This is a genomic window from Luteimonas fraxinea (assembly GCF_021233355.1).
GTDB classification, from domain to species: Bacteria; Pseudomonadota; Gammaproteobacteria; order Xanthomonadales; family Xanthomonadaceae; genus Luteimonas; species Luteimonas fraxinea.
Genome location: NZ_CP089507.1, coordinates 1,190,349 through 1,212,171 on the forward strand (window position 1 = coordinate 1,190,349; position 21,823 = coordinate 1,212,171).

General features: G+C 66.8%; 31 protein-coding genes. 13 read left to right on the forward strand and 18 right to left on the reverse strand.

All coding sequences use genetic code 11. From position 1 onward, the window contains the following. The first annotated feature begins 57 nt into the window (after positions 1-57). Together LU699_RS05295 and LU699_RS05300 are read left to right on the forward strand one after the other, a co-directional pair. Positions 58-297, forward strand: coding sequence for a hypothetical protein (locus tag LU699_RS05295; protein WP_232134199.1), 240 nt, complete (start codon positions 58-60; stop codon positions 295-297). Between the two features lie 73 nt (positions 298-370). Beyond that, positions 371-1,576, forward strand: coding sequence for a GAF domain-containing protein (locus LU699_RS05300; RefSeq protein WP_232134198.1), 1,206 nt, complete (start codon positions 371-373; stop codon positions 1,574-1,576). Positions 1,577-1,585: 9 nt separating this feature from the next. Here LU699_RS05300 and LU699_RS05305 read toward each other — a convergent pair whose 3' ends face one another. The 3 genes from LU699_RS05305 to LU699_RS05315 are packed head-to-tail and all read right to left on the reverse strand — an operon-like array spanning position 1,586 to position 3,578. Next, positions 1,586-1,942 (reverse strand): low molecular weight protein tyrosine phosphatase family protein, encoded by a 357-nt coding sequence (locus LU699_RS05305; RefSeq protein WP_232134197.1) that lies wholly within the window; start codon positions 1,940-1,942, stop codon positions 1,586-1,588. Further along, entirely contained in the window at positions 1,939-2,778 is an 840-nt protein-coding gene (locus LU699_RS05310; RefSeq protein ID WP_232134196.1) for a polysaccharide deacetylase family protein, read from the reverse strand. Before LU699_RS05310 ends, LU699_RS05305 begins: the two co-directional genes overlap by 4 nt. Further along, positions 2,775-3,578: a hypothetical protein gene (locus LU699_RS05315; protein WP_232580505.1), complete on the reverse strand. Its 804-nt coding sequence runs from the start codon at positions 3,576-3,578 to the stop codon at positions 2,775-2,777. The genes LU699_RS05310 and LU699_RS05315 overlap by 4 nt, the downstream gene beginning before the upstream one ends. Positions 3,579-3,655: 77 nt before the next feature. Between LU699_RS05315 and LU699_RS05320 the strand changes: the two genes are divergently transcribed. Then, complete coding sequence (locus tag LU699_RS05320) at positions 3,656-4,681, forward strand: alpha/beta hydrolase (RefSeq protein ID WP_232134194.1); 1,026 nt, start codon at positions 3,656-3,658, stop codon at positions 4,679-4,681. Positions 4,682-4,768: 87 nt separating this feature from the next. On the opposite strand, the gene alaE is transcribed toward LU699_RS05320, so the two are convergent. Continuing rightward, positions 4,769-5,233 carry an L-alanine exporter AlaE gene (gene alaE / locus LU699_RS05325; protein WP_232134193.1) on the reverse strand — a complete coding sequence of 155 codons (465 nt, stop codon included), beginning with the start codon at positions 5,231-5,233 and terminating at the stop codon, positions 4,769-4,771. A gap of 284 nt (positions 5,234-5,517) precedes the next feature. Here alaE and LU699_RS05330 point away from each other — a divergent pair, with 284 nt between their 5' ends. Together LU699_RS05330 and LU699_RS05335 are read left to right on the forward strand one after the other, a co-directional pair. After that, positions 5,518-5,751: a hypothetical protein gene (locus LU699_RS05330; protein WP_232134192.1), complete on the forward strand. Its 234-nt coding sequence runs from the start codon at positions 5,518-5,520 to the stop codon at positions 5,749-5,751. Positions 5,752-5,965: 214 nt separating this feature from the next. Continuing rightward, a complete protein-coding gene (locus LU699_RS05335; protein ID WP_232134191.1) occupies positions 5,966-6,769 on the forward strand; it encodes an EAL domain-containing protein in 804 nt (267 codons plus the stop codon). A gap of 6 nt (positions 6,770-6,775) precedes the next feature. On the opposite strand, the gene LU699_RS05340 is transcribed toward LU699_RS05335, so the two are convergent. After that, positions 6,776-7,021: a hypothetical protein gene (locus LU699_RS05340; RefSeq protein WP_232134190.1), complete on the reverse strand. Its 246-nt coding sequence runs from the start codon at positions 7,019-7,021 to the stop codon at positions 6,776-6,778. Between the two features lie 180 nt (positions 7,022-7,201). Here LU699_RS05340 and LU699_RS05345 point away from each other — a divergent pair, with 180 nt between their 5' ends. Together LU699_RS05345 and LU699_RS05350 are read left to right on the forward strand one after the other, a co-directional pair. Next, positions 7,202-8,239, forward strand: a complete 1,038-nt coding sequence (locus tag LU699_RS05345; RefSeq protein WP_232580506.1) for a sensor histidine kinase — start codon at positions 7,202-7,204, stop codon at positions 8,237-8,239. Next, a complete protein-coding gene (locus LU699_RS05350) occupies positions 8,236-8,634 on the forward strand; it encodes a response regulator (RefSeq protein ID WP_232134188.1) in 399 nt (132 codons plus the stop codon). The genes LU699_RS05345 and LU699_RS05350 overlap by 4 nt, the downstream gene beginning before the upstream one ends. A 15-nt stretch (positions 8,635-8,649) precedes the next feature. On the opposite strand, the gene LU699_RS05355 is transcribed toward LU699_RS05350, so the two are convergent. The 5 genes from LU699_RS05355 to LU699_RS05375 form a co-directional block, all read right to left on the reverse strand. After that, positions 8,650-8,901 carry a Rho-binding antiterminator gene (locus LU699_RS05355; protein WP_232134187.1) on the reverse strand — a complete coding sequence of 84 codons (252 nt, stop codon included), beginning with the start codon at positions 8,899-8,901 and terminating at the stop codon, positions 8,650-8,652. 21 nt (positions 8,902-8,922) lie between these two features. After that, positions 8,923-9,066 carry a hypothetical protein gene (locus tag LU699_RS05360; RefSeq protein ID WP_232134186.1) on the reverse strand — a complete coding sequence of 48 codons (144 nt, stop codon included), beginning with the start codon at positions 9,064-9,066 and terminating at the stop codon, positions 8,923-8,925. A gap of 75 nt (positions 9,067-9,141) precedes the next feature. Beyond that, positions 9,142-10,206 carry an SDR family oxidoreductase gene (locus LU699_RS05365; protein ID WP_232134185.1) on the reverse strand — a complete coding sequence of 355 codons (1,065 nt, stop codon included), beginning with the start codon at positions 10,204-10,206 and terminating at the stop codon, positions 9,142-9,144. A 36-nt stretch (positions 10,207-10,242) separates the two neighbouring features. Further along, a complete protein-coding gene (locus LU699_RS05370) occupies positions 10,243-10,611 on the reverse strand; it encodes a TraR/DksA family transcriptional regulator (protein WP_232134184.1) in 369 nt (122 codons plus the stop codon). A gap of 80 nt (positions 10,612-10,691) precedes the next feature. Continuing rightward, positions 10,692-12,044, reverse strand: coding sequence for an amidohydrolase family protein (locus tag LU699_RS05375; RefSeq protein WP_232134183.1), 1,353 nt, complete (start codon positions 12,042-12,044; stop codon positions 10,692-10,694). 83 nt (positions 12,045-12,127) lie between these two features. Here LU699_RS05375 and LU699_RS05380 point away from each other — a divergent pair, with 83 nt between their 5' ends. The 4 genes from LU699_RS05380 to LU699_RS05395 all read left to right on the forward strand — a co-directional run bounded on the left by LU699_RS05380 (position 12,128) and on the right by LU699_RS05395 (position 14,779). Continuing rightward, positions 12,128-12,970, forward strand: a complete 843-nt coding sequence (locus tag LU699_RS05380; RefSeq protein WP_232134182.1) for a LysR family transcriptional regulator — start codon at positions 12,128-12,130, stop codon at positions 12,968-12,970. A gap of 471 nt (positions 12,971-13,441) precedes the next feature. Then, positions 13,442-13,651, forward strand: a complete 210-nt coding sequence (locus LU699_RS05385) for a cold-shock protein (protein ID WP_100321765.1) — start codon at positions 13,442-13,444, stop codon at positions 13,649-13,651. Positions 13,652-13,814: 163 nt separating this feature from the next. Continuing rightward, entirely contained in the window at positions 13,815-14,528 is a 714-nt protein-coding gene (locus LU699_RS05390; RefSeq protein WP_232134181.1) for a pseudouridine synthase, read from the forward strand. After that, positions 14,528-14,779 (forward strand): hypothetical protein, encoded by a 252-nt coding sequence (locus LU699_RS05395; protein WP_232134180.1) that lies wholly within the window; start codon positions 14,528-14,530, stop codon positions 14,777-14,779. Before LU699_RS05390 ends, LU699_RS05395 begins: the two co-directional genes overlap by 1 nt. 47 nt (positions 14,780-14,826) lie before the next feature. Here the strand turns inward: LU699_RS05395 and LU699_RS05400 are convergent, their stop codons facing one another. Continuing rightward, on the reverse strand, positions 14,827-15,450 hold the full coding sequence (locus LU699_RS05400) for a hypothetical protein (protein WP_232147813.1): 624 nt from the start codon (positions 15,448-15,450) through the stop codon (positions 14,827-14,829). 92 nt (positions 15,451-15,542) lie between these two features. Between LU699_RS05400 and LU699_RS05405 the strand changes: the two genes are divergently transcribed. Continuing rightward, entirely contained in the window at positions 15,543-16,304 is a 762-nt protein-coding gene (locus LU699_RS05405; protein WP_232147812.1) for a nuclear transport factor 2 family protein, read from the forward strand. Between the two features lie 9 nt (positions 16,305-16,313). Here the strand turns inward: LU699_RS05405 and LU699_RS05410 are convergent, their stop codons facing one another. The 4 genes from LU699_RS05410 to LU699_RS05425 all read right to left on the reverse strand — a co-directional run bounded on the left by LU699_RS05410 (position 16,314) and on the right by LU699_RS05425 (position 18,983). Next, a complete protein-coding gene (locus LU699_RS05410) occupies positions 16,314-16,622 on the reverse strand; it encodes a hypothetical protein (RefSeq protein ID WP_232134177.1) in 309 nt (102 codons plus the stop codon). Positions 16,623-16,810: 188 nt separating this feature from the next. Beyond that, the gene (locus tag LU699_RS05415; RefSeq protein ID WP_232134176.1) at positions 16,811-17,176 is read right to left on the reverse strand and encodes a hypothetical protein; all 366 of its coding nucleotides are present in this window, start codon (positions 17,174-17,176) and stop codon (positions 16,811-16,813) included. Between the two features lie 78 nt (positions 17,177-17,254). After that, positions 17,255-18,259 (reverse strand): hypothetical protein, encoded by a 1,005-nt coding sequence (locus tag LU699_RS05420; RefSeq protein ID WP_232134175.1) that lies wholly within the window; start codon positions 18,257-18,259, stop codon positions 17,255-17,257. Positions 18,260-18,518: 259 nt separating this feature from the next. Beyond that, positions 18,519-18,983 carry a BON domain-containing protein gene (locus tag LU699_RS05425; protein ID WP_232134174.1) on the reverse strand — a complete coding sequence of 155 codons (465 nt, stop codon included), beginning with the start codon at positions 18,981-18,983 and terminating at the stop codon, positions 18,519-18,521. 288 nt (positions 18,984-19,271) lie between these two features. Between LU699_RS05425 and LU699_RS05430 the strand changes: the two genes are divergently transcribed. Beyond that, on the forward strand, positions 19,272-19,460 hold the full coding sequence (locus LU699_RS05430) for a hypothetical protein (protein WP_232134173.1): 189 nt from the start codon (positions 19,272-19,274) through the stop codon (positions 19,458-19,460). A gap of 59 nt (positions 19,461-19,519) precedes the next feature. Here LU699_RS05430 and LU699_RS05435 read toward each other — a convergent pair whose 3' ends face one another. The 3 genes from LU699_RS05435 to LU699_RS05445 all read right to left on the reverse strand — a co-directional run bounded on the left by LU699_RS05435 (position 19,520) and on the right by LU699_RS05445 (position 21,558). Next, positions 19,520-20,233 carry a DUF899 family protein gene (locus LU699_RS05435; protein WP_232134172.1) on the reverse strand — a complete coding sequence of 238 codons (714 nt, stop codon included), beginning with the start codon at positions 20,231-20,233 and terminating at the stop codon, positions 19,520-19,522. A gap of 124 nt (positions 20,234-20,357) precedes the next feature. Then, entirely contained in the window at positions 20,358-20,711 is a 354-nt protein-coding gene (locus LU699_RS05440) for an FKBP-type peptidyl-prolyl cis-trans isomerase (RefSeq protein WP_232134171.1), read from the reverse strand. Positions 20,712-20,853: 142 nt separating this feature from the next. Next, entirely contained in the window at positions 20,854-21,558 is a 705-nt protein-coding gene (locus tag LU699_RS05445) for an XAC0095 family protein (RefSeq protein ID WP_232134170.1), read from the reverse strand. Positions 21,559-21,823: the final 265 nt, after the last annotated feature.

Genomic DNA, 21,823 nt, shown 5'->3' on the forward strand with positions numbered 1-21,823 from the left:
TGTGAGGACTCCCGCAACGGTCAGCTGCTAGGTTCCCCCATCGACCGGGAGAACACCTTGACCACTCGCGACACCGCCAATGCGGTGCTGGAAGACCTGGACGGCGAGCTGGTCCGCATGTCCGGAAATGGCGCGACACAGCTGTCGCGCCTGGCAGCCTTCGCGAATGTGGCCGACGCGCTGCAGTTCATGATCGTGCCGCTGGACCGGCCCTGGTTCCTCGACAGCCTGCAGATCCTCGTCGACCGTCACCATCTGCCGGTGTCGACCCTGGACGACATGCGCGCCGCCCATTGATCGACGACTGGCACAGCGCATGCGCCTTCACATAGGATTCACGCCAGAGGACGAGTTGCCCGGGGAGGGCGTCGTGACCACCGGCGATCGTTTCTTCAGCCAGTCCGGCAATCTGGCCGACCTCGCGGTCGCGTCCGTGACCAATACCGCGTTGCGCCACGCCTTCGACGATCTGCTCGACGGCCTGAAGCGCAGCCTCGATGTGGCCTACGCGCAGCTGACGTTCGACCCGCAGGTCTCGGCGTGGTTCGCGCGCGAGCGTGCGCCCGACGCCCCGCCCGAGACGGCGCCCGCCAACGACGATGGTCCCGATCTCACCGTCGTCTGCCGACAGGTCATCGCGCACAGCACACCGATCGAAGTCACCGATCTCGCGCGCCACCCGGTCTTCGCCGACGAACCGTTCGTGACCGAGGCCGGCTACCGTTTCTACAGCGGTCTGCCACTGCTGTCGGATTCCGGCCGCGCACTCGGCGCGCTGTGCGTGCTCGACACCCGCCCGCGCGTGCTCACCGATACCGAGCGCGCATCCCTGCATGGCGCCGTGCGCCAGGCCAGCATCCAGCTCGAACTGCGACGTGCGCTGGAAAGCGCGCGCCGCGCCAACCGCTATCGCTCGCGCCTCAACGTTCTCGCCACGCGCGGCTTCCGCGGGCCGCTGACCACGATCACCACCGTGCTCGGCGAGCTGGCGAGCTTCACGCACTCCGACGATGAGAAGGAGTTGCTGGCATTGGCGCTCGATGCGGCGCGCACGCTGGAGACCGATTTCCGCCAGGTCGCCGACGCCACTGCAGAAGAAGCCGACCAGGACCTGCAGCCCAGCGCGCAGGTGCCGTTGTCGGGCGTGTTCAACGACCTCGCGCATTCGATGTCGCTGCCGATGCGCGTACACGGCACGCGGCTCGAAGTCGAAGCGACCGATGTCGTGCTGCGCACCAACGCGCCGCTGTTGCTGCGCGCCCTGTGCAGCCTCGTGCGCGTGGCACTGGAGCGACGCGCGACCCTCGTCTGCGTGCAGTGCACGCACGATGCCGATGGTCTGCAACTGTCGGTGCGCGCACGCGGCGGCGGCGATCGCAGCGGCATGAACGACCGTGATGCGCGCGGCGTCGCCGAGGATCTCGCCGGCCTCAATCCCAACGGCTCGCTCGGGCTCGGCACCAGCATCGCCAAGCGCAGCTGCGACGTGCTGGGCTATCAACTCCTGGTGGAAACCGCGCTCGACATCGGCAGCGACTACCTCATCCGGATCCCGGCCGCGCAGATCGTCCGCTGACGGGACGCGTCAGTCCGCTCGCCGCATCACGCCAGGTCCGCGCGGCAGATGCGCCGGCACCTTCGCTTCGAGCAGGCGCACCAGCGCCGGCTCCATGAAATCGAAATCGTCCGGAATCTCCAGACAGATCACCCGCGCATGCCGCAGATGCGGCCGGAACCGTTCGCTCAAACGCGCGCGATGCACGCGTTCCATGACGAAGATCGTGTCGGCCCATGCCAGCAGTTCCGGCGTCACCGGCACTTCGGCGTCCGGGCTCAGACCGGCCGATGCGGTCTCGACACCGGGCCAGTCCGCGAACAGCTGTTCGGCGGTCGGGCTGCGCAGCCGGTTGCGGCTGCAGACGAACAGGATGTGTCGGGTCAAGGTGCGTCCAATGCGCGGTGGGGTTGTGCGCCTGCCGCCGCCTGCCGGTCGCGCACCCACGTCATGATCTCGCGGAAGGTCGCGGTCCAGAAGCGGTCGCGGTGCGCGGCGAGGTGATCGAGCAGTTGCGCATGCGCTTCGCTCGACACCGCAAGGTGCTCGGCGCCGATGCCGTGGAAAGTGAGGTTCACCATCGTGCCGCGGCGCGCGGCGTCTTCGACCAGCGCGACCAGTGCATCGCCGTCGAGACCGACCGGCGCCTCCACCGGCACTGCATGCGCGTCGAGGGTGTGCATGTCGGGCACCACGGCGCCGCCCATCACCTTGATGCCCACGAAGTCCGCCGCGAGTCCCGCGACGTAATCGCCATCGTGCGCCTGCGTGTCGCCGCAGGGCACGGTGAAGGTCCGCGATGTGGCGCCGTCGATCGCCTGCAGCATCGTCGATGCCAGCCGCACTTGTTCCTGCATCTGCGCGACGGTCATCGCATCGAGATCATGCTGCGGAGTGACCCACGTGCGTTCCGGCTTCGAAGCCGCGCACTGGTGGAACAGGCTGTGGTTGCCGAGCTCGTGCCCGCTCCGCGCCGCCGCGCGCCAGTCGTCCATACGCGTGCGCACCGTGTCGGACGACATCGTGAGATAGAAGCTGCCTTTCAATCCACGGCGATCGAGCGCGGGAATCGCCATGTCGAGTTGCGAGTCGAGCGCGTCGTCGTAGGCGAGGCTCACTGCGGCCCGCTGGCCATCGGGCCATGCGAACGCAGCCGGTTCCGCGGCCATGATCGGGCACGACCCCATCGCCAACAGCAGCAGCGCCGCTGGACCGCGTGTCACGGCGCCGGTTCCGCGCGCACGAAGTTCGTCACGTAGACGGGCGATCCGTCCTTGAGCGTCATGCCCATCCGCTCATCGACGAAACCATTGCGGAACCATGGCTGGGAAAACATCTCGACCAGCAGACGCTGCCAGTTCGCGTGCGCGTCTTCCGTGCCGAGGCCCGGCCGCGCCACAACGACGATCTCGCAGACGCGCGCACTGCAGCGTGGCGGCTTCACTTCCAGACCGTGATAGCCACCGCCGTGTGTGCGCAGAAAAGCAGCCAGTTGCGCTTCGGCGGCGTCGGACCAGTCCGGATCGCGGCCTTCGTTGTCCAGTAGCGTGTACAGATCATCCACGTCGCTGCTGCGCAGTCGCATGTCGGCGATGACCTCCTCGGCGCGGCGCAGGTTGGCGTCCGACATCGGCATCGGGCCGGCGCCTGACGATCGCGGCGCGGTCTGGGCGCGTGTATCGCCGGTCGAAGCTCCGGTTTCGTCCGCCGATGTCGCAACGGCGCTCGCTGGAGACGCCGTCACTAGTGGATTGCTCGCGTCACGTGGCACATCCACAGGGCTGTCCGACACAACCGAGGGATGCCTCGCGCTGTCGAACGACGACGTGACTGCTGGTTCGAGGCGCTCGATGTCCGCATCCGGCGTCCGCATCACGGCGTAACACAGCAGCGCGCCTGCAAACGCGGAGAGCGCGCAGCACAGCAGCACATGGATCGGCTTCATCCGGAGCGCCCTGCGGGACGTGTCCACGCAGCGTAGCCCTGTCGCGCGCGCCCTGCATGCTCCACAGGCTTCACTCACTCCGGGCTCACGGCGGAATCGCTGTCCGCTCACGGCGACACGCAGAGGATCAGGCCCCCACTTCACGGATGCCTCCCATGCGCGACACCGGCAAGCCCAACCCGATCGTCGACACGATCTCGAACGTGGTCGGTGCAATCCGCGCGGACGACGACATGCACGAGCTCGCCAAAGCCCACGACGCACTGGCGCCGAAAGCGATCGAAAAGCTCAGCGCCGCCGAGGCGCGCCGGCAGCCGACCATTGCAGATGCCGTCGCGAGCGTGCTGCGGGCGCAGGGCCGCGACACGACGCCCGAATCGCTGGTGCCCGGCGTGACCCGCGAAGACATCGCGATTCCGACCGCGAACGGCGCGTTGCACGCGTTCGTATACCGGCCCGACGGCGCACGGAACGCACGGGTGATCGTCTACTTCCACGGCGGCGGCTGGGTCATCGCCGATGCCGAGGTCTACGACGCCGGTGCGCGCGGTCTCGCGAAGCAAGCGAACGCGATCGTCGTCTCGGTGGACTATCGGCAGGCGCCCGAGCATCGCTTTCCTGCCGCTTGGGACGATGCGATTTCCAGCTACCAGTGGGTGGCAGCGCATGCGGCCGAATTGGGTGGCGATCCGACACGCCTCGCGCTCGCTGGCGAAAGTGCAGGCGGCAATCTTGCCGTCGCCACCGCGGTGGCTGCGCGCGACACCGGCGTCATCCAGCCGCGCCACGTGCTGGCCGTCTACCCCGTTGCGCAGACCGGCAGCCTGCACACCGAGTCCTACATCGAGAACGCGATCGCAAAACCCTTGAACAAGGCGATGATCGAGTGGTTCGTGTCGCATCTGATCAACAGCGACGAAGACAAGCAGGACCCGCGCCTCGACCTCGTGCACGCGGATCTGTCCGGCCTGCCGCCGGTGACGATCATCAACGCGACGCTCGATCCGCTGCGCAGCGATGGCGGCATTCTCGAAAAGGCGCTGACGCAGGCGGGCGTGCCGGTCGAGCGCAGGATCTACACCGGCGTTGCGCACGAATTCTTCGGTGCGGCCGCGGTCGTCGAGAAGGCGGCTGAAGCACAGGCCTATGCCGGCGAGCGACTGCGCGCGTCGTTCGTCTGACGCATCGTTCTCGGATGGAACACGCGGGCTGGCTCCCACAGCGCCAGCCCGTTCTGCGTGCGGGATTCGATCAACGCGTCGCAGCAGTCAGTCCTGGAGACTCATCGGCTTCTCGCCACCCGGCGGCAAGCCGAACAGGCGCCTGACCCAGTTGAGGAACGCGCCGTAGGGCCGACCCGACACCAGCATGATCGCGGTCGCACCCAGCACGCCGAGCAGCAGGCCGCGACCCGAAGCGCCGCTGATCGCGATGATCGCCGCGTAGATCGGCACCTGGAACGACACCAGCGCCAGACTGTCCCACGCGATGCGCGACAGGTTCGATGGACCGGCGCGCCGCATCAGCCAGTCGCGCCACAGGCCATAGGGTCGCGCCACCGGAATCATCAAGGCCGCGCCGAGCAGGCGGGCATGCAGCACTTCGTCCCACGACATGCCGGAGACGAAGCGCTTGTTGAGCGCGCCGGTCACGGTGAAGAACAGCACCAGCGCCGTGGTGTCGGCGACGAAGGCGCGCGTACGGGAAGGCTGTGCCGGCGGCGCGCTGCTCATGGAGAACGACCGTGCAAGCTTTGTACTGAATCGAATTCGTCGGGTCGTGCCACGTGTCTTCCTTGTTCGGATCGCAGCAGCGAACGTGCGACGTCGTGATGCGAAGCGGCGCCGCAGTGTGACATCGGCCTGAAGGCGTGCCGTTTCACGCGCATGGCTAACGGACGTCAATAACCGCGCGGACCCTGTGAATCATGTCGAATCTGCGCAATGGCCACGTGCGTCCATGACGCACTGTGCACGCGCCCGCTCTACAGTTGCGCATCCCTCTGGACGCCCAGCCCATGCCGATCAACGACGCCACGACTGCCGCGCTGCAGGACCTCGATGTGAGCCTGCATCACTATGGGGATTCCGAGAGCGATCGCCTCAAGAAGATCGCGGCGCTCGCCAATATGGCGGTGCGTCTACGCGAGAGCGCGCCGCCGGATGAGCGCGACTGGATCAACCAAGAACTCCATGCGCTCGCGACCAAGCATGGCGTTCCCGACGAATGCGTGTTGCCGCAAGCGGGCTGATCCGCGGCACACCGCTTTCGAGGCGATCGAGAACGCCCGGGCGCCGACCAGCGCTTATTCCAACGCGTGAGCCGTACGTCGGCGCGTCACCCGCGCCTGCAAACAACAACACCGTAAAGTGCGCCAACGCGCACATCGACGCGTCGGCCGGTCGTAGGATGGCGGTCGTCCGCAGTGCATCCGGCATGCGGATCCCCACCGGACGGGACCTGGCATGTATCTCGAAAAATTCTTCGGCGCCGCGCCCTCGCCGCATCCCTGCAAAGCTTGTGGCAGCGACGACACGCTCGACTTCGACGTCCGCATGGCGTTCCAGCCGATCGTGGATGCGCGCGACCGGTCGATCTTCGGTTACGAGGCGCTGGTCCGCACCGAAGATGGTGGCGTCGCAGCGGAGGTCATCGCGCGGGTCACGCCGGCGCAGCTGTACCGCTTCGACCAGACCTGCCGGGTCAAGGCCATCGAGACCGCCGCGCGGCTGGGCCTGCAGCAACGGCTGTCGATCAACTTCTTTCCCAACGCCGTCTATGAGCCGGCAACCTGCATCCGTCTGACGCTGACCGCCGCGCAGATGTTCGGCTTTCCGACCGACAAGCTGATCTTCGAGACCGCGGAGTCGGAACAGGTGCGCGATCACGAACACCTGACGCGCATCTTCCGCGACTACCGCAATCGCGGCTTTCTGACCGCGATCGATGATTTCGGCGCCGGCTATGCGGGTCTGAAGCTGCTGGCGGATTTCCAGCCCGACCTGCTCAAGCTCGACATCGCGCTGATCCGCGGCATCGACACCGACCCGGTGCGCACCGCGATCGTCCGCGGCGTCGTGCAGATTGCCGATGCGATCGGCTGCACGCTGCTCGCCGAAGGCGTGGAGACCGAAGCCGAATACCGTCGCCTGCGCGCGCTCGGGGTGCCGCTGTTCCAGGGCTATCTGTTCGGCAGGCCGCAACTGGAACGACTCGACACCGTGCCTGACCCGTTGTGGGACCAGCTGGAACGACCGCTGGACGCCTGAGCGCCGTCAGGCGGGATCGACCGCAATCGCATCACCCGGTGCGTCGTCGCGGGTCGAGGCCACCTGCCGGGCCGCCTCGATCCCGGCGACCTCGGCCACCTGCGGCGTCTCGAAGCTGTCGCCCGCCAGCACGGTTTCGATGGGCGCATCCGATCCGGCCACATACAAGGCACCTTCAGCGGTCCACTTGCCGGGCTTGTCCGCCGTAGGCGTGACCGTGGCGGCGATGGAATAACGGCCTTCTGTGTTCATGGGTGCGCTCGGCCGTCTTGGCGGGCCTGTAGCGTACGCGGGCGGCCCGCAGCGACTTCTTCACCGGCGGCGCGCTCGCTCCGGCGTCGGCTGGCCGGCATTCAGATTCCGGGCGCCGTCATGACGGAATGCCCACAAACCCCGGTGCTAGAGTCGGCCACCGCCTCGCGAGCCCGTGTCGTGCAACTTGCCCAACCGCGTGATCCCGCCACATTGCGCGCCTATGAGGCGCTGTTGCAGGCCACGCCCGATCTGCTCTACGTCTTCGATCTGCAGCACCGGTTCGTTTACGCGAACGACGCGCTGCTGACGATGTGGGGCATGCGCTGGGAGGAAGCGGCCGGCAAGACCTGTCTGGAAGTGGGTTACGAGCCCTGGCACGCGGCGATGCACGACGAGGAGATCGAGCGTGTCATCGCCACCCGCGCGCCGATCCGCGGCGACGTGCCGTTCCCGCACCACGCCAAGGGTGTGCGCATCTACGACTACATCTTTACGCCGGTGATCGGTGCTGACGGCGAAGTCGAGGCGATCGCCGGCAGCACCCGCGACGTGACCGACCGGCGTCTGCACGAGGAACACCTCGAACTGCTGGTCAACGAACTGAACCACCGGGTCAAGAACACCCTGTCCACCGTACAGTCGCTGGTGCGTCAGACCCTGGGCACCGCGCAGGATCTCGACGACGGCGGCGCACGTATCGAATCTCGCCTGTTCGCGTTGTCGCGGGCGCACGACGTGCTCACGCGCGAGAACTGGCACAGCGCCGATATCCACGACATCGTCGAAGGCGCGATCGCGCCCTACGAGACGGAAGTCGGGCAGCGCTTCGAACTGTCCGGTCCGCCATGCCGGGTCAATCCGCAGCGCGCGCTCGCCCTCGCGATGGCACTGCACGAACTCGCGACCAACGCAGTGAAGTACGGCGCGCTGTCGCGCGACGACGGCGAAGTCCACATCACCTGGGATTGCACGCACGCCGGCGAAGGCGCGGCGATGCAGTTCACCTGGCGCGAATGCGGCGGACCGGCCGTCGAGGCGCCGAAGCGCCGCGGCTTCGGCTCGCGCCTGCTCGAACGCGGCCTGCGCAACGATCTGGGCGGCGATGTCGAACTGGCCTACGCGCCGGACGGCGTGGTGTTCCGCGCCACCGCGCCCTTGGAAAGCGCGCCGTCCGAAACGTTTGCGGAAGCCGAACTGGAAACGGAAGCCCGATGATCGGTACCGATGCCGCCATCCTCATCGTCGAGGACGAATCGATCTTGGCGATGCTGCTGGAGGATTTTCTCGATGATCTCGGCTACGTGTCGCCGGCCGTCGCCTCGAATGTCGCCCAGGCGTTGCGGATCATCGATGCCGGCGATTTCGATTTCGCGATCCTCGACATCAACCTCGGCGGCGAGCAGAGCTTTCCGATTGCCGATGCGCTCGACGCGCGCGGCATTCCCTACATTTTCATGACCGGCTACGGCGCAGCAGGTGTGCCGGACCGTCTGCGCGCGCATTACGTGCTGCAGAAGCCTTATGGCGCCGACGCGCTGAAGAAAGCCTTGGCCAGCGGCGGTGAGATGCTCCACGCCGCACGCGATAAGAAGTCAGGCACAGGCGCCTGATCCCGCACCCCGATTCTATTCCGGGTAATCGGCCAGCAGCGCGCCATTAATCGACACGATGCGGTCGAGCCGCACCGACCTGCCGCTGTCGAGCAATACGTATTCGCCGTCGGGCCGCGTCACGATGTCACCGATGCGCGCCTGCACACGCTCGATGGCATCGGCGCCTTCGCGAATCTCTAGCGTCACCACCGAACGCCGCGTCGCCGCGGCTTCCAGCAGATCGTGGAAGTCGCAACTGATCGGCTGGTAGGGCGCGTCGTCCATGCGATCTCTCCGCAACCGGACTCAGTGCCCGCCCTGCCGCTCTTCGGCCTGGTCGCCGACGTCGTCGTTGGACAGCTTCGGCGGCTTCTCCGTTTCAGGCTTATGCGGCGGCGCCTTGTCCTGCTGCGACTTCTTCATGCTGTCGGGTGTCTGCGGAATGCTCATGGCGGATGCTCCGTGGATGACCGGATCACCCTGCGCCCGGCCGGATCAATCGGCCGTGACGCGCGATTTCCCTCGTTACGGAATCAGCCGCTGCGCGCGCAGCATCGCGAATAGATCGAAGAACGCGTCGTCGCTGGGCTGGTAATCCAGAAAGCCCATGCGCCGGCTCTTGGACATGTCGGTCACCACTTCCAGCGGCCGGCCCAGATCGGCATCGGTATGCCAGGGCGAGATCAGGCGCTGGATGTCGGCTTCTATCAAGCCGTGCGCCGTCGCCAGTTGCGTCCACGCCTCGGCGTCATCCGCCATCTGCATTTCCAGCGGCTGCAATGTGCCGTCGAACGGCGCGGGTTCGAGCTCGAACCACTCGGCGATGCGGCCCCACATCCAGCGCCAGCGGAACACGTCGCCGTTGACCACGTTGAACGCTTCGTCGGCCGCAGCCGGCGTGGTTGCGGCCCACAGCAGATGCTTCGCCAACTGACGTGCATCGGTCATGTCGGTCAGGCCTTCCCACTGCGCGGTCGAACCGGGGAAGCGGAACGGCCGGCCCGTCGCCTTGCACAGCGAGGCGTAGACGGCGAGCGTCGTGCCCATGTTCATCGCGTTGCCCACGGCCGCGCCGATTACCGTGTGCGGGCGATGCACGCTCCAGTGAAAGCCGTCGCGCGCAGCGGCGGCGAACAATTCGTCTTCCTGCGCGTAATAGAAATTCTCGATATCGAGCCGCGGCTGTTCCTCGCGGAACGGCGTCTGCGGCAGCGCACCTCGTGCATACGCTTCGAACGGACCGAGGTAATGCTTCAGCCCGGTCACCAGCGCGACGTGCCGCACCGAACCCGCCGGCTGCAGCGAATCGAGCAGGTTGCGCACCATCGCCGCGTTGACGCGGATGTTTTCCGCCTCATTGGCTTGCCGCGACCACGTGGTGATGAACACATGGCTGGGCGCGAGTCCCGCCAGCGCCGCGCGTGTGCCTTGCGCATCGGAGAGATCCGCCGCGACGCCCTGCACGCCCGTCGGCAAGGCATCCGGCCGTCGCGCCAGTCCATGCACGTCCCAGCCCGCTGCCAGCAGCTGTTTCGCCAGCGCGCTGCCCACGATGCCCGTCGCGCCCACCACCAGTGCCTGCTGCGTCATCTGTCCCGCCTTGCGTTGATTATCCGGCGCCACGTCTTACGCGCCTTCGTCTTCTTCGACGGTCCACAGACTTTCCGGCAGCGCATCGAGACGGGCCTTGGGAATCGGTGCGCCACTGCGATCGGACAGACCATAGGTGCCGTCCTCGATCTTCTGCAGCGCACGGGTCACGGCCGCCAGGCGCGCGGCGTTGTGCTCGATCAGCGCGGCATTGTTGTCGCGCAGGTTGGTCTTCTGGGCGTCGTCGCCCGAACCGTGCGGTTCGTCGATCGAATCGGCCTGCAACTCGGCTTCTTCAGCTGCGGATGCCTGGTTGTCTGCGCCCAGTTCGTCGCGCATCGCCTCGAGGCGCGCCTTCTGTGCGGCGATGTAATCGGCTGATAATGCGGCGGTGTCGTGGGCCATGGAGGAATCCGGTCGGTGCAAAGTGAGCGGAGACCCTAGGCCACGCGGCGCTTGGTCCGCGTGAGCATGCACACCGCGCGCTAGGCGGCGTCGATCCCGCCCGACACCAGACGCCCCTCGTGGAAGGTCGCGCGACGCGGTGAGCAGCGCGCCACCACCTCGGCCGAGCAGCTCGCCTCGGCCAGCACGAAGGCCGCCGCATCACCCGTCTTCGGCCAAGCGCGCGCGCCTGCGTCGTCCAAGGGCAGCACATCGCCGGTCGCGATCCACAACGACCGCGACAGGCTGTGCTCGTCGCTGCCCGCGTAGAGCTGCGCGTACAGATTCGCCTTGTCGATCATGTCGCCGGTGCCGAAGGGCGACCAATGATCGATGACGCTGTCCGTGCCCGACATCACCCGCACGCCCATGTCGCGCAGTGCCTGCAGCGGCATTACCGAACGGCCGATCGGCACGGTCGACGCCACGTCGATGCCCTGCGCCGCCATCCGCCCGCCCAGCTCCACCAGTTCGCCCGCGTCCAGCGTGGCCAGCGCGAAGGCATGACTGAAGGTCACGCGCGACTGGAGCGGCGCGTTGGCCTCGACGGTCTCGACCATGTAACGCAAGGCCGCGACGCCCGACGGGCCGGATTCGTGCAGATGGATGTCGACGCCTTTGTCGTGATCCAGCGCGATCTGGAACATCGCGTCCAGCGAGGCTTCCATCGCGCCGTCCACGTTGGTGGGATCCAGCCCGCCGACATGGGTGACGCCCAGCGCCATCGATTCGCGCATCAAGCCGTCGACCTTCGAGTGCAGCAGGCCATGCTGCGGAAACGCGACGATCTCGCAATCGAACGACGCCTGGCGGTCGGCCAACGCGCGATTCAGATGTTCCAGGCTCCGCAATCCGCTGACCGGATCGATGTTGCAGTGGCTGCGCGCGGTCGTGGTGCCGTTCGACAGCAGCAGCACGATCAACGCCTCGGCGCGCGCCTGCGAGGTCGGCAGCAACTGCGGCAGCAGCGTTTCCTCGTAGGCGATCATGTCCATGATCGTCTTGCCCTTGCGCGGCCGCGGCGCCTGCCACGGACCACCATAGAAGGTCTTGTCGAGGTGGATGTGCATGTCGCGCATCGGCGGCAGCGCCAGCAGTCCGTGGGCGCTGTAGCGCGGCAGGCTCCCCACCGGCGCGTCGTGGATCGCGACGATACGACCGCCTTCGATTTCGAGCGTGTGTAGCGCCGTCTCGGTGCCGACCACCACATCGCCATCGCGTACGAAGCCGGTTTCCAGGCGCACGTCGGTCAACAGATAGTGGTCGTGGGCGATCTCCGCCACGCTTGCGGCGTCTGCCGCCTGCGCCTGCGCGTGCAGGGGCAGGAATCCCAGGGCAGCGCCCGCCGTCATGATGCCGCCGCTGCGGCGCAGGAATTCTCTGCGGTTGGTCATCGTGTCCGATCCTGTGTCTGTTGCCAGGACTGTAGAGCGGCGCCCTGGTATTCAGAAATTAAATATCTGGATACTTTGCATGCATGAACCAGATGATCGACCCGCGCCTGCTCCGCGCCTTCATCGCCGTGATCGATGGCGGCGGCTTCACCCGCGCGGCCGAGCACTTGAACATGACCCAATCCACGATCAGCCAGCAGATCGCGCGGCTCGAGGACCAGCTTGGCCAGCCGCTGATCGATCGTGACGCGCGCCCCGCGCGCATGACCGTTGCCGGCGAGCGTCTGTCCGGTTATGCCCGTCGCATTCTCGCGCTGCAGGACGAAGCCACGCTCGCACTGGGCGATCGGTCCGGCACGGTGCCCGTGCGCATCGGCCTGGCGGACGACATCCTGACGCTCGAGATGGCCGGACTGTTCGCCACATTCGCGGCTGCCCATCGCCATATCCGTCTCGACGTCACCACCGGCCTCAGCCGCGGCTTGACGGCGCGCTATCGCGACGGGGAATTCGACATCATCGTGGTCAAGGAATCCGCCCCGGCGCCCGACTGTCGCGTGAGCTTTCCGGAACCGATCGCGTGGTTCGAAACCACGGCGGCTGGCACATGGCCGGATCCATTGCCGCTGGTGACCTTTCCGCCGGGCGGTCTGTATCGCGAGCAGATGTTCGCGCGCGCGGAGGCCGATGGGCGGCGCTGGTATGTCGCGTTTTCCGGCAGCAGCCTGCAGAACGTGACCACCGCCGTCGAAGCGGGGCTGGGCATCTCGTTGCTGCCGGTGCGCGCGGCGACAGGCCACCGGATGCGGCGCTGCCGGCTCTTCGGATCCGAGCAGGCCATGGTGGTCTCGCTGTACGCATGGGAGACACAGGGACCCTACGGACCGCTGGTCGCGGCGATGCACGACGTACTGGATTCCCGCTGAGCGGCGCCGTGCAATGCGGGCGTCTTCGACGACCTGCAGCCGGAATCCACCACACGCCGCCAGGGCTGAACGAGACACCCGAAAAGCGTGTTTCGCGCAGGTCAGGCGTCCGCTGACGGCTTTTTGGCGCACTGGCACCTCTGGATCGACTATCGCGATGACCCCTGCTTCGACCCGGAAAACACCGGTTTAGCCCGTCGCACCGCCATTTGTCGGTCCCGCCTGCGCCTTGGCCTGCAATCGCGTGCTCACAGTTCACAGACAAATCGGAAAAGTGCTGTAAGGTGCACCCACTGTTCAAAGCGGGATCACGGTACATCGTGGCTCCGATGCGGTTGATCACAGGTTCCAGGGTCAGCAATGACTCTCCAGACGATCCGCTCCATCGCTTCGCGTTACCCCTTGCTCGATACAGTCCCGGCACCGCACTTGCGGGCCGTGCTTCCAATAACTGATCCAAGGAGTAACACCATGTCTGATCGTCAGACCGGCACCGTCAAGTGGTTCAACGACGCCAAGGGCTTCGGCTTCATCACCCCGCAGAGCGGCGACGACCTGTTCGTCCACTTCCGTTCGATCCAGGGCAGCGGCTTCAAGTCGCTCCAGGAAGGCCAGAAGGTTTCCTTCAAGGTCGCGCAGGGCCAGAAGGGCCTGCAGGCTGAAGAAGTCCAGGCCGAGTAAGTTCTACGCGACCTGTGCCGCGTAAGCGGCGCCAAAGAACCCGGGCGGAAACGTCCGGGTTTTTTTGTGGCCGGCTTTCAGCGCGGCCGCCCGCTGCGGTGACCCCACACGTTTGATCTGCCAGACTGCGTGCCCTTCGCGATCACCGGCACCGCACGCGCCCATGCGCCTGAACAAGCACATCAGCGACACCGGCGCCTGCTCGCGGCGCGAAGCCGATCGACTCATTGGCGAAGGCCGGGTCACAGTCAACGGCATGCGCGCACGCGTCGGCGCGGAAGTGGGCGAAGGCGACACCGTCATGATCGACGGCCAGGCGCTGCTGCAGCGGACCACCGCGCCCGGCAAGCGGCGCCACGTCTACATCGCGCTGCACAAGCCGGTCGGCATCACCTGCACCACGGAAGCATCGGTGAAGGGCAACATCGTCGACTTCGTCGACCATCGCGAGCGCATTTTCCCGATCGGCCGGCTCGACAAGGATTCCGAAGGCCTGATCCTGCTGACCAGCAACGGTGACATCGTCAACGCGATCCTGCGCGCCGAGAACAAGCTGGAGAAGGAATATCTGGTCACCGTGAACCACGCGGTGAGTCAGGAGGTGCTGCGCGGCATGTCGCGCGGCGTGCCGATCCACGGCCAGACCACCCTGCCCTGCCGCACCAGCCCACTGGGCAAGTTCGGCTTCCGCATCATCCTGGTCCAGGGCCTCAACCGGCAGATCCGCCTGATGGCCGCGCACTTCAAGCTGCGCGTGAAACAGCTGATCCGCGTGCGCATCGGACCGGTCAAGCTGGCGCATCTCAAACCCGGCCAGTGGCGCAATCTCACCGACGCCGAACTGCGCGGACTGCTGCCCGGCCAGGCGGAATTCTGATGCGCGACGACCTGACCATCGCCGTGGGCGAGCTTTACCAGGCCATCCGCCACGAACACTGGCAGGGCAAGACCTACCGCCAGTTCTGGACGTGGTTCAACGACCGCTGCATCGAGATCGTCGGCATGGCGGAGACGGCGGACCTCGACACACTCGGCATCGCCCTGCTCGAAGTGCGCGATGCGATCGAAGCCGGCGGCTACATGGTGGGCTCGGACCGGCTGGACGAGACGATCGACGCGGAGATGTGAGTCTCGCCGGCTGTTCGACGCCGTTGTTCGCCTGACGCTCGACGCGTCTACGGCTTCGGCGGCCGCGGCATGTGGATCACATGCGGGCGGAAGTTGAGCACGGTGCCGGGCATCGCGTCGGTGAGCAGGAACACGATGGGGACACCCGGTTCCGCGTCCTGCACCACATCGGCGCTGAAGCCATGCGATCGCAAGACGGTTGCCGCGTCTTGCGCCTGCACGAGGGGGTCGTCGGCGACGAGCCCGATGGCCGATGTCGCGCCACGCAGCCTGCGCGTCACGCCGGGCGCGGACCAGTTGATGATCGTGCCGTCGAACAGGATCGATCGCAGCACGCCGTCGGTATCGACGCGGAAGCGCTCCCGCAGTCCGTTGCGTGCCAACACGTCGACGATTGCCGCCTTGGCCTCCGGCGAAGCGGCCGCGAAGATGCGTGAGCCGCCGTCCGGAAACGGCAATGGATTGCGGCCGTTCGCCAGCAGCCAGGTCCAGACCGCGAGTGCGACGAAGACAACGCAACCCAACGCCAACAGCCATTTCGGAACGTACATCGGTGTGCCCCCAGCGCTGACGCGCAAACACGTCTGTTGGAAGAACGGCTTCGCCGCGCCTGAGCGGCCAACTCCAAAGTGGGTGCCGCAGCGGTTGCTCGCGTGCAGGCCGCCGCACATCCGTCACGCCATCCGGCAGGGTGTCTTCCGGCCGGCGCGACGCGCGCATCGCCCGGCTACGGTGAGGTCCGTCCACATACAGGCTCACCCGCATGCGCATCGCCCCACTCGCCGTCGCATCCGCGTTGCTGATGGCATGTGCCGCAGCGACTGCGCAGACGCCGGATGCCGAACGCGATGTGCGCGCCGCCGACGCGGCCTTCTGGACCGCGTACAACGCCTGCGACATGACCGCGATCGGCGCGCTGCTCACCGAGGACGTCGAGTTCTATCACGACAGAACCGGACGCACGACGACGCGCACCGGCGTCGTCAACTCGTTGCGCAACGGCCCCTGCGCGACGCCCGACATGCGACTGCGTCGCGAGGTCATCGACAACAGTCTCGTGTTCCATCCATTTGCCGATGGCTACGCGATCCTGTCGGGTCGCCATCGCTTCCATGTGCGCAGCGGCGATGCACCGGAGCGTCTGGACGGGCAAGCCGAGTTCACCAATCTCTGGCAATTCCACGACGGCCGCTGGCGGATGCATCGCGTACTGAGTTACGCGCACGGGCCGGCGCCGTACACGCCACCGGTAGCGATCCAGTTACCTGCGGCGACGCTCGCCGCCTACGCCGGCAGCTATCGCTCGGCGCGCATCGGCGAGATTTCGGTCGTCGTCGAAGGCGAGCACCTCAAGCTGACCGCCGGCGACTTCGTCGTACTGCTGTATCCGGAATCGACCACCCGCTTCTTCGCACAGGAACGGGATCTGCGTTTCGAGTTCGAAACCGGCGTGGCGTCATCGCCGGATGCGTTGGCCGTCTACGAAAACGGCGCGCTCACCGAGCGCGCCAGTCGGGCGCCGTAAGCCGTCGCGTCAGGGAATCGCAGGCGGCTCGACCAGCGGCTGCTCGCCCGGCAACGGACGCAGGACCTCCGCGGCGCTTTCACGCTTCTCGATGATCTCGCTAGCCAGCTTGTCCGCCGCCACCCGGTGCTGCAGCGATTTGCACAGCGCGATACCGGCATGGGTCAGGCGCACGCCATCCTCGTGGTCCTCGACCAGCGCGCCTTCGATCAGGCGCCGCGTCATCTCGGCTTCCACCGGCGTCGATTCACTGGCCTGGCTGATCTGCTGCAGAACGTCGAGAAGCGCCAGGTCTTCCAATGGAATCGGGTCGATCATGTGCGTGGCCGCTGGGTGGGAGGCCGGGAGTATGCGCTTGGCATTCCTGTAAGCGGGGATTCGCCACAGGCACGCGGGTCGGACACCGCCGGGACGCGGCATCGGTTCAGCGCCAGACGCGGCGCCCACACTTTGCCGCCGCTGGAGAAGACCGCAGGCACACGCCAGCGCGACCGCCCCAAGGCGCGCTATGGCGCAGGGCGCATCGCGTTCCAGTTGAAAAGGAAGTCGCGATGCTCGGCCCAGGTCTGGCCGCTGGCGACAGCGCCGGCCAGACACACTGCCGTGTGATACGGGCCAGCGCCGTCTGTCGTGCGGAAACTCGCGCACAGGCGCCCTCGGTCCTGCTTCCAGCGCCCGGCCTCGATCGCGCTGCCGTAGAAGCTGCCACTCACCGTGCCGTCGGCCGCCAGCGACAGTTGCATCGGCTGCGTATAGACCTCACCGGGTTTGCTGGACAGGTCGACGACCCAGTCGCCGTCCAGACCGGGGGCGGCCGCAAACGCCGGTAGCGCGACGAGGCAAACGAGTACGCACAGCGCGAATCGACGCATGACGGTGTCCTCAAGGTCCGGGGCCAGCGCGGCGTAACGTCATCCACGCCCGCTGTTCCCGCGGATCGTACGCCTGCGCTAGGCCGCGCGGGCCTCGGTCCACGTTTCCGGCTTCGGCGCCCAGTCGCCCTCGCCCAGCACCGCTTCGATCAGGTGTTCGAGCGGATACCCCAGCGTGTCGATCGCGGCGGCGTTGCCGGCATCGTCGCTGTCGGCGATCGCCGCGAATGCGCGGAACGCGATTTCGTCGTCGCGCGCGACGAGTGCAGTGATCTCGCGGGAGAGTTCGTAGGCCAGCTCGACACCCTCGCCTGCGGTGTGGAATGCGGTGCCCGACCAGAACGTCTGGATCGTCGTCGCGTTCCACCAGTCCGCATGGCGCGCGGCCATCTCGTCGGGGCGATACAGCGCCAGGCGCGGATCGGCGAGCCGCGGCAGCAGCGTGCGCTCCACGTTCACCGCGAAGCCTTCGTGCAACCAGGCCGGCATCGGCAGATGCGCCAGCAGCGCGTGCGTGAGTTCGTGGACCACGACCGCTTCCAGTTCGTCCAGCCCGTCATGCCAGCTCGCGAAATGCCCGTAACCGGCGTTGATGAAAACGCCGCTCGACATCGGCACCGCGTCATCGTCGCCCTGGTACTGCGACAGATACGCGTAGTAATCGTCCTGGCTGGCGAACACCAGCACCACGTGGCGGCCATAACCGGTATCGCAGGCCAGCGTGCCGAGGCTGCTGCGGATCGCCCGCAAGGCCTGCGTGCAGCTGCGCAGCACCAGCGCAGACTCGCGCGCCGATTGCGCCGAGAGCAACAGGAAATCCTTCGTGCCCGTCTGCCGATAGTCGGCGGGCAAGGCGGTGGCGAGCACGTCGAGCCAGTGCGCTGCCGCGGCGTCGTAATAGCCGTGCAGCAGATGCGCGTCCGCGTCCTCGGGGAGCGCGGCGTCCATCGCCTGCCAGTCCGGCACGGGCAGCGCCATGTCGGCGCGCCAGTGCATCTGCACGGGAATGCGCGCGTGCGCGGCGTGGGTCTCCGGCGCGTCGTGCGCCTCAGGTGTTTTCTTTCCGAACAACCAAGCGAGCATCCTGCTCCTCCCCGATTCCGTTGCGCATCGTCGCATGGCGCGAGGCGTGTCTGCAGCCCGCGTGACGCGTCGAATCGAGCAAGCGCTTTGCGAGCCGCGGCCGGTCCGATCAGCCAAGGGCGGTCAGTGACCTGGCCCCTTTGTACCGGAAGAGGCCCACAAAAAATGCCGCACACCCGACGGTGCGCGGCATCTGTTTCCAGTGAATCCGAGAAACACTGCGAGTCGGGCGTGTAGCCCGATCCGCAGAGGTCAGGACTTACTGGGTCGTGACGAGATTGGTGGTCACGACATCGGTCACGCCTTCGATCTCACGCGCGATGCGCGTGGCCTCGGTGACCTGCGTGGCCTGCTCGACCTGACCCGTCAGCGTCACGACGCCATTGACGGTTTCGACGTCGATCTTCAGACCGGACACGTCGGAGTCGGCCAGCAGCGAGGACTTCACCTTGGTGGTGATCCACGTATCGGAGCCCGGCTGGTCGGATTCCATGCCGTTGTTCATGCCGTTCGCCGAACCGTCCATCGGCGCGTCGGTGCGCGGAGCGCCCGTTGCGGTCGTGTCAGGCGTCGCGGCAGGCGGCGGGGCCTGCATCGCGGGATCAGTCGCAGGCGTCGTGGCGGCCTGGTCGTCAGCAGTGCGGTCGTTCGAACAACCGACGGCAAGTGCCAGCATCGAGGACATCGCAATGGCGAGCGGAATACGGGTGAGATTGGAAGTCATCTGAAGCTCCAGCGTCTGGGTGTGCCGGAGAGTGTCAACGGTGGGGTTCATTGGTCGCGTGACGGAACGTCCCGCGTTACAGAATCCAGGTTTAGGTTTGTGACACGCCCGCGAAGGCGCGCGTGGTGCAGTCTTGTGTCAGCCCGGCGGGCTGCACTCATCAGGTATCTGGATCCGGAATTCCGGAGCGGCGGCAGATGCGCCATGCAAACCGCCGATCCGCTGCGCCACCGCCAAATGGACCGGACATCGCAGCGCGGCGCTCACTCGCCCTGACGCACGCCCTGCGTGGCGCGTTCGATCGCCTCCGCGACCACGACCGGCTGCGCCGACTGGTCGCCGACGGTGCCGGGCCCGTACCTCTACTACGCCCACCGGCGGCACATGCGCCCCGCGCTGCGCGCCTTCATCGACTGCCTGCTGGATCGGGATCTCGAGGCTGATCAGGCGGGTGCGGTGGATGTCGTGGCGACCTGACGGAGATCACCCGGCAAGCGCCGTTTGCGGCGACGATGCGCCGCGCTGCGAGCGGCGCATCAATCTCGACGCGCAACGTCATCCAACCGCGGATACCAGTCCGTGCCGCGACCTTCCGGCGTGGTGTCGAGCAGGATCCAGAGCGGATTCATGTCCGGCCCGTTGTGCGGATCCTGGCCGGGATCGGCGAGATGCGCGCCACCTTCGGCGCTCCAGAAATGCCGCAGCGTGCCGTCGCGACGCGAGAACACGGTGTAGGCGGGCATGTCCGCATCACGCTCGCCGACGAAGTCCGCGGTGAAGTCGCCGCTGTCGTCTGCGTACAGCGGCATGTCGGTCCAGCCCTGCTCGCGCCCGTAGGCGGCCAGGCGCGGGTACGGCGAGCGCGCGACCACCGCGATCGCAACGCGCTGCTGCAGGTGCCGTACCTCCGGCGCCCACGATGCGAGCTGCGACGTGCACATCGGGCAGCCCTGCTTGCGCTGCGGCCCGTACATCATGCTGTAGACGATCAGCGTGTCGTGCCGCCCGAACAGGTCGGCGAGGCCCACGTCGCCATCCGCGCCGGTGAAGCGGTAATCGCGCGTGACCTCGCCGCCCGGCGGCAACGCGCGCCGCTGTGCCGCGACGCGCGACAGATGTCGCCGCACTTCGACCTCCTCGACCAGCAGCGCGTTGCGTGCCTTGCGGTACGCGTCGCTCTCGTTGGGGAAGCGCTTCGCGGGTTGCCCGACGAGTTCAACCGCGGGCGTGAGCGTGTGTCCGGATGCCATGGCCGTGTCCTCCGATGCAGGTGGATGCGCCGGGCGCGGCGAAAGCCGGTGGGCGCGGACGTCGACCCTAAGTCCACCCGCAATCCGCGGGCGTGAAGCGCTGCCGCTGCGTGCGCCGCCGGACTCAGGCGCCCAGCAACTCGACGTCGAACTTCAGCGTGGCATTGGGCGGGATGACGCCACCGGCACCGCGTGCGCCGTAGCCGAGGCTCGCCGGAATGATCAGCGTGCGCTGGCCGCCTTCCTTCATGCCCTGCACGCCTTCGTCCCAGCCCTTGATGACCATGCCGCCGCCCAGGGAAAAGATGAAGGGCTCGTCGCGATCCTTGCTCGAATCGAACTTCGCGCCCTGCACGCCGTTCTCGAACAACCAGCCCGTGTAGTGCACGGTCACATTTCGGCCGGGCTGCGCTTCCTTGCCCGTACCGACGACGGTGTCTTCGTACTGCAGGCCGGATGGCGTGGTGATGGAGGTCATGGCGGGATCCTTGTCGAATGCGAAAGCGGGGCGCGCAGTTTAGCGGGCGGGTCGGGGTCAGGCATTCTGAAACGGATGCCGACGCGCACCCGGCCCAGAGGGCAGCGCGGCGGCGCCGCGCTGCCCTCCCCTCTCACCTAAATCAATGCAAGCGCGCTGCCTTGCGCTCGACGACGCCACCGGCATGGCCGTACACGGCCGGCATCTCACGCACCTGCGCGCCGGCCCGCGGCAATGCGTCGAGCACCTGCGCATTGACCTGCCGGATCAAGTCCTTCATCTCGTCCGCCCCTTCGAAGATCGCGGCGCCGATCACGGTGATGGTGCCGTCCGCGACATCCGCACCACCGGCCGCCATCAGCAGATCGCCCTGCGCGCGCAGCAGGTCGAGCAACCGGTCGGACTCGTCCAGCTGGTCAAGCGTCATGCCGAAGGCGAAGTCCTCGGCGCTCTTCTTCGACACACGCCCCGCGTGCACGGCGTCGCGAGACGTCTCGCGCTCGTCCTCGTCCTCGTCCTCGTCGTCCTCGCCGGCTTCGTCTTCGTCTTCGTCTTCGCCCTCATCATCGGCCTCGACACGCGCGGCACCTGCCTGGGTCTTCTCCTGCAAGCGGGCCGGCCAGGACACCGTGTCCAGTACCTGCTGCACCTGTTCGGCCAGCAGTTCCAGGCACCCGGCCAATGCGGGATGGTCGATCTCCGGGCCGTCCTCTTCCTCGTCCACGCGTGGCTCCGCCAGGCGTGACAGGAACTCGATGTGCTGATGCAGCTTGCGCAGCCGGAACTGGCCGTCCTCCGGCAGGAAATAGCCCAATTCGCCGCGAACTTTTGTCGTCAACTTCGACATCGTCGTCTCCTCATTCCCTGAAGTGCCCGTCCACGGATGTGGACGGGAAGTCGGGAGGTTAGAAACCGCTCATAGCCGGCGGGCGTATTTCCCCGAAGGGTGTTGTATTAGCCGCCCTCCCGACGCAGGCATCGCGTCGGTCCATGCCTGCAAGCGTGCAGGCACAAAAAACCCACCAGATTGACGGAGGTGGGGACCGCTATGAGAGGAGTTTCTACGCTCCTTGGGATCGAGTCTGCTACGGGGCACGCGGTGACGTCAAGGT

Bases quoted from the DNA above. Each gene is read 5' to 3' on its own strand.
- LU699_RS05425 (WP_232134174.1), bottom strand. From the start codon at position 18,983: ATGACTTCCAATCTCACCCGTATTCCGCTCGCCATTGCGATGTCCTCG.
- LU699_RS05350 (WP_232134188.1), top strand. From the start codon at position 8,236: ATGATCGGTACCGATGCCGCCATCCTCATCGTCGAGGACGAATCGATC.
- LU699_RS05385 (WP_100321765.1), top strand. From the start codon at position 13,442: ATGTCTGATCGTCAGACCGGCACCGTCAAGTGGTTCAACGACGCCAAG.
- LU699_RS05365 (WP_232134185.1), bottom strand. From the start codon at position 10,206: ATGACGCAGCAGGCACTGGTGGTGGGCGCGACGGGCATCGTGGGCAGC.
- LU699_RS05445 (WP_232134170.1), bottom strand. From the start codon at position 21,558: ATGTCGAAGTTGACGACAAAAGTTCGCGGCGAATTGGGCTATTTCCTG.
- alaE (WP_232134193.1), bottom strand. From the start codon at position 5,233: ATGAGCAGCGCGCCGCCGGCACAGCCTTCCCGTACGCGCGCCTTCGTC.
- LU699_RS05320 (WP_232134194.1), top strand. From the start codon at position 3,656: ATGCGCGACACCGGCAAGCCCAACCCGATCGTCGACACGATCTCGAAC.
- LU699_RS05355 (WP_232134187.1), bottom strand. From the start codon at position 8,901: ATGGACGACGCGCCCTACCAGCCGATCAGTTGCGACTTCCACGATCTG.
- LU699_RS05380 (WP_232134182.1), top strand. From the start codon at position 12,128: ATGAACCAGATGATCGACCCGCGCCTGCTCCGCGCCTTCATCGCCGTG.
- LU699_RS05405 (WP_232147812.1), top strand. From the start codon at position 15,543: ATGCGCATCGCCCCACTCGCCGTCGCATCCGCGTTGCTGATGGCATGT.
- LU699_RS05375 (WP_232134183.1), bottom strand. From the start codon at position 12,044: ATGACCAACCGCAGAGAATTCCTGCGCCGCAGCGGCGGCATCATGACG.
- LU699_RS05435 (WP_232134172.1), bottom strand. From the start codon at position 20,233: ATGGCATCCGGACACACGCTCACGCCCGCGGTTGAACTCGTCGGGCAA.
- LU699_RS05390 (WP_232134181.1), top strand. From the start codon at position 13,815: ATGCGCCTGAACAAGCACATCAGCGACACCGGCGCCTGCTCGCGGCGC.
- LU699_RS05340 (WP_232134190.1), bottom strand. From the start codon at position 7,021: ATGAACACAGAAGGCCGTTATTCCATCGCCGCCACGGTCACGCCTACG.
- LU699_RS05360 (WP_232134186.1), bottom strand. From the start codon at position 9,066: ATGAGCATTCCGCAGACACCCGACAGCATGAAGAAGTCGCAGCAGGAC.
- LU699_RS05440 (WP_232134171.1), bottom strand. From the start codon at position 20,711: ATGACCTCCATCACCACGCCATCCGGCCTGCAGTACGAAGACACCGTC.
- LU699_RS05370 (WP_232134184.1), bottom strand. From the start codon at position 10,611: ATGGCCCACGACACCGCCGCATTATCAGCCGATTACATCGCCGCACAG.
- LU699_RS05400 (WP_232147813.1), bottom strand. From the start codon at position 15,450: ATGTGCGGCGGCCTGCACGCGAGCAACCGCTGCGGCACCCACTTTGGA.
- LU699_RS05420 (WP_232134175.1), bottom strand. From the start codon at position 18,259: ATGCTCGCTTGGTTGTTCGGAAAGAAAACACCTGAGGCGCACGACGCG.
- LU699_RS05395 (WP_232134180.1), top strand. From the start codon at position 14,528: ATGCGCGACGACCTGACCATCGCCGTGGGCGAGCTTTACCAGGCCATC.
- LU699_RS05410 (WP_232134177.1), bottom strand. From the start codon at position 16,622: ATGATCGACCCGATTCCATTGGAAGACCTGGCGCTTCTCGACGTTCTG.
- LU699_RS05330 (WP_232134192.1), top strand. From the start codon at position 5,518: ATGCCGATCAACGACGCCACGACTGCCGCGCTGCAGGACCTCGATGTG.
- LU699_RS05415 (WP_232134176.1), bottom strand. From the start codon at position 17,176: ATGCGTCGATTCGCGCTGTGCGTACTCGTTTGCCTCGTCGCGCTACCG.
- LU699_RS05335 (WP_232134191.1), top strand. From the start codon at position 5,966: ATGTATCTCGAAAAATTCTTCGGCGCCGCGCCCTCGCCGCATCCCTGC.